Here is a 13,541-nt window from a genome sequence, read left to right as displayed (position 1 = left end):
GCACTGGCTGGCAGGTCAACCTGCTGGGCCTGGCCGGCGTGACGGCGGCCGCCCGCGAGGGGCTGGAGCTGAACCTGCTCGGCCTGACCATCGGCATCGACGTCCTGCGCCCGGCGCTGAAGCTGCCCGGGATCGGCCGCCTTGGCCTGCCCCTGCAGTCCCCCGCCGGCCTGGCAACGGAAAATCCTCTTTAAGTAACCAGTAGTTGAGCGTCGGCACCGCCTGATCTCGGCAGGTATTTTTCCACAGGCGATGCTAGAGTGCCGGGATATGCACAGGGCTGGCAGGCCTGTGCAGCGACGCATCAGCCTGAAGAGTGTGTATCCGCCGCCATGACGGAGCAGAAACCCATTGCCGCACCGACCAGGGAGACTCTGGCCCGGGACGCGACCAACGGCAGCCCGGCCCCCGGGATCGCATCGGCGATCATGCCCGGGCTGGCGCCGGAGCGCGTTGGCGTCGGGCTTCGCCCACCGCATCACCAGGATCTGCTGGATACGCGCCCGCCGATCGGCTGGCTGGAAATCCATGCCGAGACCTATATGGGCGGCGGTGCTGCGCGCCATTACCTGGAACAGGCCCGCGCCCTGTGGCCGGTTGCCGTGCAGGCCACCGGCCTGGGCCTGGGCAGCGACGAACTGCCCGATGCCGATCATCTGAACCGGCTGGCCCGCCTGGTCGACTGGCTGGAGCCGGCGCTGGTGTCGGAGCATCTCGCCTGGGTCGGTGTCGAGGGCCGGTACTATAATGATCTGCTCCCCCTGCCCTATACAGCCGAGAGCCTGGAAAGCTGCTGCCGCAATGTCGATATCGTACAGGGCCGGCTGAAACGGCCGATCCTGATGGCCAATCCTGCCAGCTATCTGCGCTTCCGTGAGAGCCAGATCGCCGAGGCCGAATTCCTCAGCCGCCTGAGCCAGCAGAGCGGCTGCGGCATTCTGTGCGACGTGAACAATCTCTATGTCTCCAGCGTCAACCATGTCGGCCGCGAGGCCGCACCGGCGGTCGCGGAGGCCTATCTCGACAGCCTGCCCGGCCCGGCGGTGCACCAGATTCGCCTGGCCGGCCACAGCGAATGCACCGCCGATGGCAAGCTGATGCTGATCGACGACCACGGCGCCCTGGTGGCCGAACCGGTCTGGCGGCTCTATGCCAGCGCGGTACAGCGCTTCCCGCATGCCGCCACCAGCCTGGAATGGGACAGCAACCTGCCACCGCTGGCGCATCTGGTGGCCGAAGCCCAGCATGCCGAGCGCCAGCGCGCCGCGGCACTCAGGCCCAGCGAACTCCCCGGCGACGAACTAACAGCGACGGATGGCGATGAGCGCGCTGCTTGAACGTCAGCATGAGTTTGCCGCTGCGCTGACCGGCTCGCTGTATGGCATCGTCGAGAAGGTGATCGGCGATGCGATCCCGGCGGAAGGCCGATTGCAGATCTATGCCGACCGCTTCCGCGCCAGTTTGCTGGAAGTGCTGGCGGTGACCTTCCCGGTCACGCGCGCCCTGGTCGGCGAGGCTTTCTTCGCCCAGACCGCGCGCGCCTTCCTGATCTTCGATCCGCCGCGCTCACCGATCCTGGCACAATATGGCGGCGGCTTTCCCACCTTCCTCGCCGCCTTGCCCGATCTCAGCGGACATCATTACCTGCCCGATATCGCCGCCTTTGAATGGGCGCTGAATGTGGCCGAACATGCCGAGGATGTGGATCTGCTGCGGCCGGAAGACCTGCCCGATGCCATCGAGGAGATGACCTTCACGCTGCATCCATCGGCGCAGCGGCTCTCCACGCCGTTTCCGGTCAGCGAGATCTGGCAGGTGCACCAGCCGGAATCACCGGCGGTGGAGCGCATCCAGCTGGCCGGCAGCAGCGAGCGCCTGCTGGTCTGGCGCCGCGGCATCACGGTCTGCTGGCACAAGCTCAATCACGGCGAGGACCGCCTGCTGGCCGAACTGGCCAACGGTGTGCCGCTGGATGCCGCCATGCAGGCCGCCGGCGTGCATGAGGATTTCGATTTCCCCGCCAGTTTCAGCTGGATGCTGGATGGCGGCGTGTTCGCGCGGCCATCCAGTGCCATGGAGCCTGGGGTTTAATCCAGCCAGCTGTAGGACGCTGCCAGCATCGCCTCGATGCCGGTGCGCAGCGTCGGATGCAGCACCGGCGCATAGAAGGGCGAATGGTTGACCGGCAGGATGGTCGGATCGTCGCCGGTCTGCGCCTTGGCATAGAGATCCGGATCGCTGCCGCCGATCACCCAGAACACCGAGGGCACATTCCAGGCCGTGCCGAACAGGCCGAAATCCTCGCTGCCCGAGGCCGGTTCCACCGTCATCACGCGCTCAGGCCCGAAATAGGCCGACATGCCCTCGACGGTGCGCGCGGTGGCAGCCTCGTCGTTGATGGTGAGCGGGAACTGGCTGATCACCGAATATTCCGGCGGCTTCGGCGCACCGGAGGCCTGCGCCTCGGCATCGATGATGCGCTTGACTGAAGCCAGCACGCGGGTGCGCACGTTTTCCTTGAAGGTGCGGATATTGAGGCGCAGCAGCGCCTCGTCGGGGATCACGTTTTCATTGAATCCGCTTTGCAGTGTGCCCACGGTGACAACGGCACTATCCGCCATCGCCACTTCGCGCGACACCACGGTTTGCAGCCGCATCACGGTGGAGGCGGCCATCACCACGGGGTCGATGCTGTTCTGCGGCTTGGAGCCATGGGCGCCACGGCCGAACAGTTTCACTTCCCAGCTGTCGGCTGCCGACATGGCGACGCCGGCCTTGTAGCCGATGCGGCCGGCCGGCAGCGGTATGACATGCTGGCCCAGCGAGACAGTGGGCTTGGGGAAACGCTTGACCATGCCATCTGCCAGCATGGCGCGCGCACCCGCGCCGATTTCCTCGGCCGGCTGGAACACTGCCATCACGGTGCCCTTCCAGGTGTCGCGTGCTTCCGACAGCAGGCGACCAACGGCCATCAGCCAGGTGACATGGAAATCATGGCCGCAGGCATGCATGATCGACACCGACTGGCCGAAGCGATCCACGCCGGTCTGCGTGCTGGCATAGCCGAGCCCGGTCTTTTCCTTCACCGGCAGGCCATCCATGTCGGCACGCAGCAGGATCACCGGGCCATCGCCATTCTTCAGAATCGCCACCACGCCGGTGGTGCCGACCTTTTCATGCACCTCGAAACCATACTGCTTCATCCAGGCGGCAGCGATGCCGGCGGTGCGCACTTCCTGCATCGAGAGTTCCGGATGCTGGTGCAGATCGAGATAGATCTTTTCCAGTTCGGGCAGCATGGCGTCGATCTTGCCGAAGATCGCGGCCTTGTCTGGCGACAGCGTGCGGTGGCGGGGAGCGTGCATGAGCGTTCTCTTTCTTAGGCGTAGGTCTGGAACTGGGGTCTGGTGCCGGCGCGCAGGCGCGGCAGGCCGCATTTCGGCGCTTCGGGATCGGCTTCGATTTCGCCGAGCAGCACCAAGATTTCCTGGCCGATACGCATGGCATCGGCTGGCGGCAGGGCATCGGGATTTTCGACAAGGGCAAGCAGATCGAGGATGCGTTGCTGGCGCTGGTAGCGGCGACGGATCGCGGCGGCCTGATCGTCAGGCATGCCGATCAGTTCGACATCGGGCGGCAATTCACAGCGGTCGCACATGGGCGAATTAGACCGGATACGCCGAAAAGCGTCAACGCGATTGAAGATTTTTACCGGTCCGAACCAGGGCAAGCGGACCAATCAGCGCACCAATTCCCATCACCGCGAGGCCGATGCCCCAAGTGACGACACTCTGCCCACCCGCCATATATTGCGCCGCATCCAATGCGAAACCGACAAACAGCGGCCCCAGCACCGAAACGCCAAAGCCGAGGGCGGAATGCAGCGCCATGGTCGAGGCGCGATGCTCGGGCTCGGCCGCGGCCATCATGCCCGACGTGAGCGATCCGGAATCGCCGCAGATAAAGACGAAATAGACCGCGCTGAACAACAGTACCGCCCAGACCGGCAGCCAGGCGGTGAAGCCGAATGCCAGCCCCATCACCGCCGAGATGGTCATGATACCGACCAGAGCGCGACGTCGGCCGACTTTCAACGCCAGTTCGTTGCCCAGCAGGCTGGCCGGCAGGCCGATCAGCGTGACCAGCGCCGCCAGCACGGTGGCGCTGGGCAGCACGGCCGACACGGACGGGTCGCGCGCCAGAACGAAGACGAGGAAAGCCGTGATCCAGGCACGCATGGCCGTGAGTTCAAAGCCATGGGCAGCGTAACCGATGATATAACCCATCGCATCGCGGTTGCGCAGCACCGGCCGCAGGGCGAAGCCGCGCGCGGCCGTGTCCTTGACCGGCGGCACATGCGGCGCCAGCAGCCACCAGGCCAGCAGGCCAGCCACCAGACTGAGCCCGCCCACCACGGCAAAGCTCCAGCGCCAGCCAAAGGACTCGGCCAGCAGGCCGGTGACGGTGAAGCTTGCCGCAACGGCAATCGAGTAGCTGGCGGTGTAGAAGGTGACGGCGCGACTCTGTTCGCCACCCTGCAGACGGTCGGTCAGTGCACGCAGGCCGGGCATATAGATTGCGGCCTGGCCGACGCCGCCGATGGCGCGCAGGAAAAAGCCAGACCAGAAGCCATCGGCAAACAGGGCGAAACCCACGGTGCTGAGGCCGGTGACCAGCGCGCCGCCGGCAAAGATCAGCTTGGCGTCGAAGCGGTCGGTCAGCATCATCGCATGCGTGACCACCAGCATGTAGCCGAGGTAATAGACGCCGGCGATCCAGCCGGCCTCGCTGTTGCTCAGATCCCAGGCGGCAATGAAATCCGGCATCAGGGCCGGGAAACTGGCAATTGGCAAAATGGCGAGAACCTCGAGGGCCGCCAGCATAAAAATCAGGTTACGGGAGGACATCAGACCGGAATTGGCTTGAGGGCGTCGGGGGTTATCACGCAGTATTCACTCATCTTGCGCCGGCCGCCAGAGTATCGTCACATTTGTCGGCGATAACCGACAGACTCATCCAGCCAAACTGGCCTTCAGAACCAGGATCCGTCATGCCACAGAATTTCCGTTTCCGCCCGTCCCGCCGCGGCTTCCTGGCCGGCAGCGCAGCGATCGGCCTCACCCCGCTGCTGGCCTGCGCGCCGCGTCCGCAGGATGTCGCGGTGGCCGTGCCGCAGTTCGATACCTATCCGCCCGTGATCTTCGTACACGGCAATGGCGATACCGCCGCGCTGTGGCATACCAGCATCTGGCGCTGGGAAAGCAACGGCTTCCCCGACAAGCGGCTGTTCGCGGTCGATTTCCCCTATCCGCTGGCGCGCAGCAACGATGCCGAATACCAGGCCGGCCGGTCCTCGACACAGGACCAGTTCGAGCAGCTGTCGGTGGCCGTGCAGGCTGCATTGCGCCAGTCTGGCACCGGCCGCGTTGCCCTGGTTGGCTCCTCGCGCGGCGGCAATGCGATCCGCAACTATCTGAAGAACGGCCCCGGCGCCGCTCATGTCAGCCATGCCGTGCTCTGCGGCACACCCAACCATGGCGTGATCGTCTCGAACGACAAGCTGGTCGGCAGCGAGTTCAACGGTGCCGGGCCATTCCTGCGCCGGCTCAACGACGGCCTGGAGACCGTGCCGGGCGTGCAGTGGATGACCACCCGCAGTGATGCCTTCGACAAATTCGCGCAGCCCGACGGTGCCGGCATCGGCATGCCGGGCACACCGACCGGCGTGACAGCCGAGGGCCCTGCCCTCACCGGCGCCAAGAACATCGTTTTGCCCGGCCTCGACCATCGCGAAGTGGCCTTCCACGAAAAGGCTTTTGCCGCGACCTGGGACTTCATCATCGGCAGGCCGCCAGCCACCACCAAGATACTGCCGGAGAGCGACCCGGTACTGAACGGCAAGGTCAACGGCATGGCGCGCGGCGTGCCGACCAACCTGCCGGTCGAGGGCGCCACAGTGGAAATCTGGGAGACCAATCCGCAGACCGGCGCGCGCCTGCGCAGCGAAGCCGCCCATCGCAAGGTGACCGGTGCCGATGGCTACTGGGGCCCGTTCAAGGCGAGCCCGACGGCGACCTATGAATTCGTGCTGACCGTGCCCAGCCAGACTACCACGCATATCTATCGCTCGCCCTTCCCGCGCTCTTCGGCGCATATCCATCTGCGCACCGCCGTGGTGGCCGACCGTGATCGCCAAGCCGGCTCGATCGTTATCCTGAGCCGGCCGCGCGGCTATTTCGGACCCGGCCGCGATCTCGTCACCTTCGACGGCCAGCCGGCACCGGGCATTCCCGCCGGTGTGCCGACCAATTCGACCTCGACGCTGGCAATTCCGCGCGGCACGGCGCAGCGCACAGTGGTGTGCCGCTGCAACGACGAAACCATCGCCGTGCAGAGCTGGGCTTCGACCGATGACCGTGCGGTGATCGCGGAACTGAATTACTAGACGATGTATGGCCCCAGCGTAAATTTTCGGAACTACTGGGGCCTTGGCGCGCCACCACCGCAGGTCATCGTCCTGCTGATCGGCATGATCATCCTCGTGGGCGTCATCTGGTGGCAGTGGAAGAACCGCGCCGTGCGCCGGACCGGCCTGGTGATTCTTGCATGCACCGCCGCGCTGGCCGTGTACCAGTTGCTGCGATAGCTCAGCGGCGGATCAGCAGCAGGCCGCCGGCGACGATCAGCGCCGTGCCGATCCAGGCCATCAAGCTGGGCAGGGTGCCGAACACCGCCCAGCCGATCAGGGCCGCAAAGGCCACCGAGCTGTAGGTGAACGGCGCCAGCCATGCCGCATCGGCCAGGCGATAGGCCCGCACATTGCACATCTGGCCGAAGATCGCCATCGGCCCGATCAGGCAGAGCGCAGCCAGCGTCAGCGGCTCGACCGGCACCCAGAGAAACAGCATTGCGCCACCCAGCAAAAGGGTGGCGAAGCCGTTCACATGTAGCAGCATCGACAGCATGCTTTCATGCCTTGAGAGCACCTTGATCAGGATCACCTCGCAGGCGGTGAGGAAGGCGCCGGCCAGCATGGCGAGCGGCGCCCAGGCGTTGTTCATTGGATCGGGGGCCAGGGCTATACCGGTATTGCCGCGCACGATCACCAGCGCACCCAGCACGCAGAGCAGGCCGGCGAGGCCCTGCATCAGCACGATGCGCTCGCGCAGCAGCAGCACCGCCAGCCCCATGGTGAAGACGCCCTGCAGCAGCGCCAGCGCCGAGGCATCGGCCAGTGGCATATGGGTGGCGCCCCAGATCGAACAGGCGCCGCCACCGACACCACAGAGCGCACGCAGCAGATGCAGATGCCGTCGCCCGCCGGCCAGCAGGGTCTGCAACGGCTGGCGCTGGGCAGCGGCAATGCCGCTGACCGTGACAAAGCCGCTGACATAGCGGATGAAGACGATCTGGATCGCCGGCACCAGGCCGCCGGTCAGCTTGCCCGAAGCATAGAGCAGCGAGAAGGCAAAGGCGGCGCCCAGCACCCAGAGGGCAGCAGCAGCTTTTGATTCGAGACGGGAAATCATGACTGCATCATGAATGAAAAAGGGCGGCTGTGAAGCCGCCCCCCATGACCGACATGCAGCCCGGTCAGATCGTGATCGTATGGCCGTCGACGGCCAATGCGGCTTCCTTCACCGCCTCGGTCAGGGCCGGATGGGCGTGAACGGTGCGGTAGATGTCTTCGGCCGAGGCGCCGAACTCGATCGCCATCACCAGTTCCTGGATCAGATGGCCGGCATCGGCGCCGATGATATGGGCACCGACCACCTTCTTGGTCTTCTCGTCTTCGAGAATCTTCACGAAGCCATCGGTCATGGTCATGGCCCGCGCACGTGCATTGGCGCTGAAGGGGAACTTGCCAGTCTTGTAGGCAATGCCCGCGGCCTTCAGTTCCTCTTCGGTCTTGCCCACGCTGGCCACTTCCGGCCAGGTGTAGACCACGCCCGGAATCGCATCGTAGTTGATATGCGGCTTCTGGCCGGCCAGCATCTCGGCCAGCACCATGCCCTCTTCATCCGCCTTATGCGCCAACATGGGACCGATGATGGCGTCGCCGATGGCATAGATGCCCTTGGCAGTGGTGTTGAAATGACCGTCGGTCTTGACCCGGCCGCGGTCGTCGAGCTGTACACCGGCAGCCTCGAGGCCGAGGCCCGTGGTGTAGGGACGACGGCCGATCGAGACCAGCACGATATCGGCGGTCATCTCTTCGGCCGCGCCGCCGGCTGCCGGTTCCATGGTCAGCGTCACGCCGCCCTTGCCCGGCTTGGCCGCACTCACCTTGGTGCTGAGCTTGAACTTCATGCCCTGCTTGGTGAGGATGCGCTGCATCTGTTTTGAGACTTCGCCGTCATTGGTCGGCAGGATGCGGTCGAGGAATTCCACCACGGTGACCTCAGCGCCGAGCCGGCTCCAGACCGAGCCAAGCTCCAGGCCGATCACGCCGCCGCCGATCACCACCATGGTCTTCGGCACCGATGCCAGCTTGAGCCCGCCGGTGGAGGACACCACCTGCTTCTCGTCGATCTCGATGCCCCGGAGCGGCGTCACTTCCGAGCCGGTGGCGATCACAATGTGCTTGGCTGAATAGGTGCCCTTGCTCTCGCCGGTCACTTCCACCTTGCCGCCGCCAAGCAGTTTGCCGGTCCCCTTGAGCCAGGTGATCTTGTTCTTCTTGAACAGGAACTCGATGCCCTTGTTCGACGCGGTCACCACACTCTGCTTTTGCGCCATCATCGCCGGCAGGTCGATGTCGATCTTGCCGACCTTGATGCCATGCTGGGCGAAGCCGTGCGTCGCCTCATGATACAGTTCGGAAGAATGCAGCAGCGCCTTGGACGGGATGCAGCCAACATTGGTGCAGGTGCCGCCGAGGCCGGGATCTTTCTCCACCACGGCGGTATTCATGCCGAGCTGGGCGCAGCGGATCGCCATGGTGTAGCCGCCGGGGCCGGCGCCGATAATGATGACGTCGAAAGCCTGTTCACTCATTAGGATAATCCTCCGGAAACCTATAGCGGCAGCGGGGCATAAAGCCGGCCACCGGCAACATTCATGGTCCTCACCGACTGGCTGCCAGCCAGCATGCCGCTGGCCACCAGATCTTCCAGAATTTCGTGATAGACCGGTGAAGTCTTAACTGCGTCGATGGCAGCCATGTCACGCCAGTAGCTGACTGTGCGCCACTGTTCCGCGTCGTAGTTGAACATGCAGCCGAGGCAGCCATCCTGATCGCGGAAAAATGGCTCAAGGCGGTCGCGGGCAAAATCGATGAAATCGTCCAGGCGAGTGGCGTCGTAACCCGAAATCCACACCCGGACGATCATCGCCCTACCCGTTTTCTTTTACATCTCGAACAGCAGGCGCTGCGGATCCTCGAGGCATTCCTTGACGCGGACGAGGAAGCTGACTGCCTCGCGACCGTCGACGATGCGATGATCGTAGGTCAGTGCCACATACATCATCGGGCGGATCACAACCTGGCCGTTGATCGCCATCGGACGATCCTGGATTTTGTGCATGCCCAGAATGGCGGACTGCGGCGGATTGATGATCGGGGTCGACATCAATGAGCCGAACACGCCGCCATTGGTGATGCTGAAGCTGCCGCCCTGCAGTTCGTCGATGCCGAGCTTGCCGTCGCGGGCGCGCTTGCCCATGTCGGAAATGGTCTTCTCGATGCCGGCAAAGGACAGATGATCGGCATCGCGGATCACCGGCACGACCAGACCGGTCGGGGTCGACACGGCGCAGCCGATGTTGAAGTAGTTCTTGAAGACGATCTCATCGCCCTCGATCTCGGCATTCACCGCCGGGAATTCCTTCAGCGCCTGCACGCAGGCCTTGACGAAGAAGGACATGAAGCCAAGGCGCACGCCATGCTTCTTCTCGAACTGATCGACATACTGCTTGCGGGCGGCCATCAGCGCCGTCATGTCCACCTCGTTGAAGGTGGTGAGGAGCGCCGCGGTGTTCTGGGCTTCCTTCAGGCGGCGCGCGATCACTTGGCGCAGCTTGGACATGCGCTGGCGTTCCTCGCGGTCGCCATTGGCGCGCGGGCCGGCCGGCACCGAGGGCTTGGCGGCAGCCGCCGAGGTGCCGCTGGCCAGCAGGTCCATGACATCGCCCTTGGTGACGCGGCCATCGCGGCCCGAGCCGGTGACACCCGCGACACTCACATTCTTCTCCGCCGCCAGCTTGGCAGCGGCCGGCAGGGCCTGACCCGCGGCGGGCGCGGCGGCAACAGGGACCGCAGCCGGCTTCGGCGCGGCGGCAGGGGCTGCAGCAGGAGCAGCAGCCGGTTTGGCGGCGGGCTTCGCAGCGCCGGCACCGGCGGTCAGCGTCGCCAGCAGATCACCGACCTGAACGGTGGCGCCTTCGGCGGCGAGCACTTCGCCCAGCGTGCCGGCTTCGGGCGCGTTGACCTCGACGGTCACCTTGTCGGTCTCCAGCTCGACCAGCAGCTGGTCGCGGGCGACACTGTCACCGGTCTTGACCGACCATTTGCCGACAGTGGCCTCGGAGATCGATTCCGCCAGCTGCGGGACGCGAATTTCGACTGCCATGGTTACTTTCCTTATCCTTAAAAACGCCCCTCGAAACCTCAGTAACCCCGACGGCTATGCCGTCAAAGCGTCGTCAACCAGCTTGGCCTGCTGCTGGTTATGCTTGCTCATCAGGCCGGTGGCCGGCGATGCGGCTTCCATGCGGCCGGCATAGAGCGGGCGCTTCACCTTGCCGCCCAGTTCGGTCAGCACCGCCTCGACATAAGGCTCGACAAAGGTCCAGGCGCCCATGTTCTTCGGCTCTTCCTGGCACCACACCACCGTCTTCGCGTTCTTGTAGCGGCTCAGTTCGGTGATCAGCGCCTTGTGCGGGAACGGATAGAGCTGCTCGATACGCAGGATCACAGTGTCCTTCATCTCGCGCTTCTGGCGCTCTTCGAACAGGTCGTAATAGACCTTGCCGGTGCACAGGATGACGCGCTTGATCTTGGCGTCATCATGCGGCGCATCATCCCACAGCACGCGGTGGAAGGTCGAACCCGGGCCCATTTCGGTCAGCTTCGACACCGCCAGCTTGTGCCGCAGCAGCGACTTCGGGGTCATCAGGATCAGCGGCTTGCGGAACTTGCGGTTCACCTGCCGGCGCAGGATGTGGAAATAGTTGGCCGGCGTGGTGCAGTTTGCCACCTGCATATTGTCTTCGGCACAGAGCTGCAGGTAACGCTCCAGGCGGGCCGAGCTATGCTCCGGCCCCTGGCCTTCGTAGCCATGCGGCAGCAGAACCGCCAGGCCTGACATGCGCATCCACTTGGCTTCGCCCGATGAGATGAACTGGTCGAACACCACCTGGGCGCCATTGGCGAAATCGCCGAACTGGCCTTCCCACATCACCAGCGCATTCGGTTCCGCCAGGCTGTAGCCGTATTCGTAACCCAGCACGGCGACTTCCGACAGCAGACTGTCGATCACCTCGTAATGGGCGGCCTTCTCGTCGATATGATTGAGCGGCACATAGCGCTCTTCGGTCTGCTGGTCATGCCAGACGCTGTGGCGCTGGCTGAAGGTGCCGCGGCCGCAATCCTGGCCCGACAGGCGCACACCGAAACCTTCGAGCTGCAGCGAACCGAAGGCCAGTGCCTCGCCGGTCGCCCAGTCGATGCCCTCGCCCGCCTCGATAGCGGCGCGACGGTTGGCAGTGTTGCGCGCCAGCGTTTTGTGGATGTTGAAGCCGTCCGGCACGGCGGTAATCGCCATGCCGACTTTCTTCAGGGTCTCGATCGCGACACCGGTGGTGCCGCGACGCTCATCGCCCGAAGCCTGTTCCAGGCCGGCCCACTTGCCTTCCAGCCAGTCGGCCTTGTTGGGCTTGAACGACTTGGACGCCTCCAGTTCCTCTTCCAGGCGGTTCTGGAAGTCGGTCACCATCGCCTCGGCATCGGCCTCGGTCAGCGTGCCTTCATCGACCAGGCGCTTGGCATAAATCTGCCGCGTGGTCGGATGCGTGGCAATCGTGCGGTACATGATCGGCTGGGTGAAGGACGGATCGTCCGTCTCGTTATGGCCATGGCGGCGATAACAGAACAGATCGATCACCACATCCTTCTTGAACTGCTGGCGGAATTCGATGGCGATCTTGGCCACATGGGTCACAGCTTCCGGATCGTCGCCGTTCACATGGAAGATCGGTGCCTGCACCACCTTGGCGCCATCGGACGGATAGGGCGATGAACGCGAGTAGGACGGATTGGTGGTGAAACCGATCTGGTTGTTGACGATGATGTGGATGGTGCCGCCGGTGCGATAGCCGCGCAGCTCACTGAGTGCAAAGCATTCCGCCACGACGCCCTGGCCGGCGAAGGCCGCATCGCCATGCAGCAGCACGGTCAGCACCGAGCCGCGCTCGGTATCGCCCCACTGGGTCTGCTTGGCGCGCGCCTTGCCGAGGCAGACCGGATTGACGATCTCAAGATGCGACGGATTCGCCGCCATCGAAAGATGCACCTTGTTGCCATCGAACTCGCGATCCGACGACACGCCGAGATGGTACTTCACATCGCCCGAGCCCTGGAAATCATCCGGGTGGTAGGCCATGCCCTTGAATTCGGTGAAAATGGCGCGATAGGGCTTGGCCATCACATTGGCAAGCAGGTTGAGACGGCCGCGATGCGGCATGCCCAGCTCGATATCGCGCACGCCAAGCTGACCGCCGCGCTTGATGATGGCTTCCATCGCCGGAACCAGCGCCTCGCCGCCCTCAAGGCCGAAGCGCTTGGTGCCGGTGAATTTCATGTGGCAGAAGCGCTCGAAAACCTCGCCTTCCACCAGCTTGTTCAGGATCGCCTTCTTGCCCTGGGGCGTGAACTGCACTTCCTTGTCGCGGCCTTCGATGCGCGACTGGATCCAGGCCTTCTGCTCCGGATGGTAGATGTGCATGAACTCGACGCCGATGGTCGAGCAATAGGTACGACGCAGGATCTGCAGGATCTCGCGCAACGTGGCGCTCTCCAGACCCAGCATGTTGTCGATGAAGATCGGCCGATCCATGTCGGCATCGGTGAAGCCGTAGGATTGCGGCTCCAGTTCCGGATGCGCGCCCGGCGCCTGGATGCCGAGCGGGTCCAGGTTGGCCATCAGATGGCCGCGGATGCGGTAGTTGCGGATCAGCATCGCCGCGCGGATGGTATCCAGCGCAGCCGAACGGGCATCGGCCGGCGAGGCGCCGCCCTTGGCCGCACGGTCGGCGGCCTTGGCCGCTTTGCCCTGCGGACCGAGCAACCCCTCGTCCTCCATCGGCACCAGCACGGTGGCCGGTGCCCAGGAGGGACGACTCAGCGCCTGCTTTGGCTGACTGAAGTCGTCGCCCAGTGCCTCGAAGAACTGCTTCCAGGAAGCATCGACGCTGTCGGGGTTGGCTACGTACTTGGCATACAACTCCTCGACAAAGGTGCTGTTGCCACCATAGAGGAATTGCGTGCGTTCAAGCTGCGCCGTCATCGATGTCGTGGCGCCGCTTGTTGGCCGGCGCCGCCC

Annotated in this window: 12 protein-coding genes and 1 pseudogene; 5 read left to right on the top strand and 8 right to left on the bottom strand. The window is 64.3% G+C overall.

From position 1 onward, the window contains the following. From AAG799_RS11960 to AAG799_RS11950, 3 genes and pseudogenes are all read left to right on the top strand, one after another. A pseudogene (locus AAG799_RS11960) lies at nucleotides 1–194 on the top strand (DUF3750 domain-containing protein); the annotation flags it as partial. 138 nt (nucleotides 195–332) lie between these two features. Further along, entirely contained in the window at nucleotides 333–1,337 is a 1,005-nt protein-coding gene (locus AAG799_RS11955) for a DUF692 domain-containing protein (protein WP_341896122.1), read from the top strand. Beyond that, nucleotides 1,321–2,091 (top strand): DNA-binding domain-containing protein, encoded by a 771-nt coding sequence (locus tag AAG799_RS11950; protein WP_341896120.1) that lies wholly within the window; start codon nucleotides 1,321–1,323, stop codon nucleotides 2,089–2,091. The genes AAG799_RS11955 and AAG799_RS11950 overlap by 17 nt, the downstream gene beginning before the upstream one ends. On the opposite strand, the gene AAG799_RS11945 is transcribed toward AAG799_RS11950, so the two are convergent. Genes AAG799_RS11945 through AAG799_RS11935 form a run of 3 tightly spaced genes read right to left on the bottom strand, consistent with a single transcriptional unit; the run spans nucleotide 2,088 to nucleotide 4,883 of the window. Then, entirely contained in the window at nucleotides 2,088–3,365 is a 1,278-nt protein-coding gene (locus tag AAG799_RS11945; protein ID WP_341896117.1) for an amidohydrolase, read from the bottom strand. The genes AAG799_RS11950 and AAG799_RS11945 overlap by 4 nt on opposite strands. Nucleotides 3,366–3,379: 14 nt before the next feature. After that, the gene (locus AAG799_RS11940; protein WP_341896115.1) at nucleotides 3,380–3,658 is read right to left on the bottom strand and encodes a hypothetical protein; all 279 of its coding nucleotides are present in this window, start codon (nucleotides 3,656–3,658) and stop codon (nucleotides 3,380–3,382) included. Between the two features lie 31 nt (nucleotides 3,659–3,689). Further along, nucleotides 3,690–4,883, bottom strand: coding sequence for an MFS transporter (locus tag AAG799_RS11935; protein ID WP_341896114.1), 1,194 nt, complete (start codon nucleotides 4,881–4,883; stop codon nucleotides 3,690–3,692). Nucleotides 4,884–5,050: 167 nt separating this feature from the next. Between AAG799_RS11935 and AAG799_RS11930 the strand changes: the two genes are divergently transcribed. Both AAG799_RS11930 and AAG799_RS11925 read left to right on the top strand, forming a co-directional pair. Further along, a complete protein-coding gene (locus tag AAG799_RS11930) occupies nucleotides 5,051–6,445 on the top strand; it encodes an alpha/beta fold hydrolase (protein WP_341896112.1) in 1,395 nt (464 codons plus the stop codon). A gap of 3 nt (nucleotides 6,446–6,448) precedes the next feature. Next, the gene (locus AAG799_RS11925) at nucleotides 6,449–6,646 is read left to right on the top strand and encodes a hypothetical protein (RefSeq protein ID WP_341896111.1); all 198 of its coding nucleotides are present in this window, start codon (nucleotides 6,449–6,451) and stop codon (nucleotides 6,644–6,646) included. Nucleotide 6,647: 1 nt separating this feature from the next. On the opposite strand, the gene AAG799_RS11920 is transcribed toward AAG799_RS11925, so the two are convergent. The 5 genes from AAG799_RS11920 to AAG799_RS11900 all read right to left on the bottom strand — a co-directional run bounded on the left by AAG799_RS11920 (nucleotide 6,648) and on the right by AAG799_RS11900 (nucleotide 13,505). Then, nucleotides 6,648–7,529 carry a DMT family transporter gene (locus AAG799_RS11920; RefSeq protein ID WP_341896109.1) on the bottom strand — a complete coding sequence of 294 codons (882 nt, stop codon included), beginning with the start codon at nucleotides 7,527–7,529 and terminating at the stop codon, nucleotides 6,648–6,650. Between the two features lie 64 nt (nucleotides 7,530–7,593). Then, a complete protein-coding gene (gene lpdA / locus AAG799_RS11915) occupies nucleotides 7,594–8,997 on the bottom strand; it encodes a dihydrolipoyl dehydrogenase (protein ID WP_341896107.1) in 1,404 nt (467 codons plus the stop codon). Between the two features lie 20 nt (nucleotides 8,998–9,017). Beyond that, the gene (locus AAG799_RS11910; RefSeq protein WP_341896105.1) at nucleotides 9,018–9,332 is read right to left on the bottom strand and encodes an antibiotic biosynthesis monooxygenase; all 315 of its coding nucleotides are present in this window, start codon (nucleotides 9,330–9,332) and stop codon (nucleotides 9,018–9,020) included. Between the two features lie 18 nt (nucleotides 9,333–9,350). Then, nucleotides 9,351–10,571 (bottom strand): 2-oxoglutarate dehydrogenase complex dihydrolipoyllysine-residue succinyltransferase, encoded by a 1,221-nt coding sequence (odhB, locus tag AAG799_RS11905; protein WP_341896103.1) that lies wholly within the window; start codon nucleotides 10,569–10,571, stop codon nucleotides 9,351–9,353. Between the two features lie 54 nt (nucleotides 10,572–10,625). After that, nucleotides 10,626–13,505, bottom strand: a complete 2,880-nt coding sequence (locus tag AAG799_RS11900; RefSeq protein WP_341896101.1) for a 2-oxoglutarate dehydrogenase E1 component — start codon at nucleotides 13,503–13,505, stop codon at nucleotides 10,626–10,628. Nucleotides 13,506–13,541 lie beyond the last annotated feature (36 nt).

This window comes from Ferrovibrio terrae (assembly GCF_943371255.1).
Lineage (GTDB): Bacteria > Pseudomonadota > Alphaproteobacteria > Ferrovibrionales > Ferrovibrionaceae > Ferrovibrio > Ferrovibrio terrae_B.
This window is presented reverse-complemented; position numbering and strand designations above follow the sequence as displayed.

Coding starts and splice junctions, on each gene's coding strand:
- AAG799_RS11955 (WP_341896122.1), top strand. CDS start 333: ATGACGGAGCAGAAACCCATTGCCGCACCGACCAGGGAGACTCTGGCC.
- AAG799_RS11950 (WP_341896120.1), top strand. CDS start 1,321: ATGAGCGCGCTGCTTGAACGTCAGCATGAGTTTGCCGCTGCGCTGACC.
- AAG799_RS11945 (WP_341896117.1), bottom strand. CDS start 3,365: ATGCACGCTCCCCGCCACCGCACGCTGTCGCCAGACAAGGCCGCGATC.
- AAG799_RS11940 (WP_341896115.1), bottom strand. CDS start 3,658: ATGTGCGACCGCTGTGAATTGCCGCCCGATGTCGAACTGATCGGCATG.
- AAG799_RS11935 (WP_341896114.1), bottom strand. CDS start 4,883: ATGCTGGCGGCCCTCGAGGTTCTCGCCATTTTGCCAATTGCCAGTTTC.
- AAG799_RS11930 (WP_341896112.1), top strand. CDS start 5,051: ATGCCACAGAATTTCCGTTTCCGCCCGTCCCGCCGCGGCTTCCTGGCC.
- AAG799_RS11925 (WP_341896111.1), top strand. CDS start 6,449: ATGTATGGCCCCAGCGTAAATTTTCGGAACTACTGGGGCCTTGGCGCG.
- AAG799_RS11920 (WP_341896109.1), bottom strand. CDS start 7,529: ATGATTTCCCGTCTCGAATCAAAAGCTGCTGCTGCCCTCTGGGTGCTG.
- lpdA (WP_341896107.1), bottom strand. CDS start 8,997: ATGAGTGAACAGGCTTTCGACGTCATCATTATCGGCGCCGGCCCCGGC.
- AAG799_RS11910 (WP_341896105.1), bottom strand. CDS start 9,332: ATGATCGTCCGGGTGTGGATTTCGGGTTACGACGCCACTCGCCTGGAC.
- odhB (WP_341896103.1), bottom strand. CDS start 10,571: ATGGCAGTCGAAATTCGCGTCCCGCAGCTGGCGGAATCGATCTCCGAG.
- AAG799_RS11900 (WP_341896101.1), bottom strand. CDS start 13,505: ATGACGGCGCAGCTTGAACGCACGCAATTCCTCTATGGTGGCAACAGC.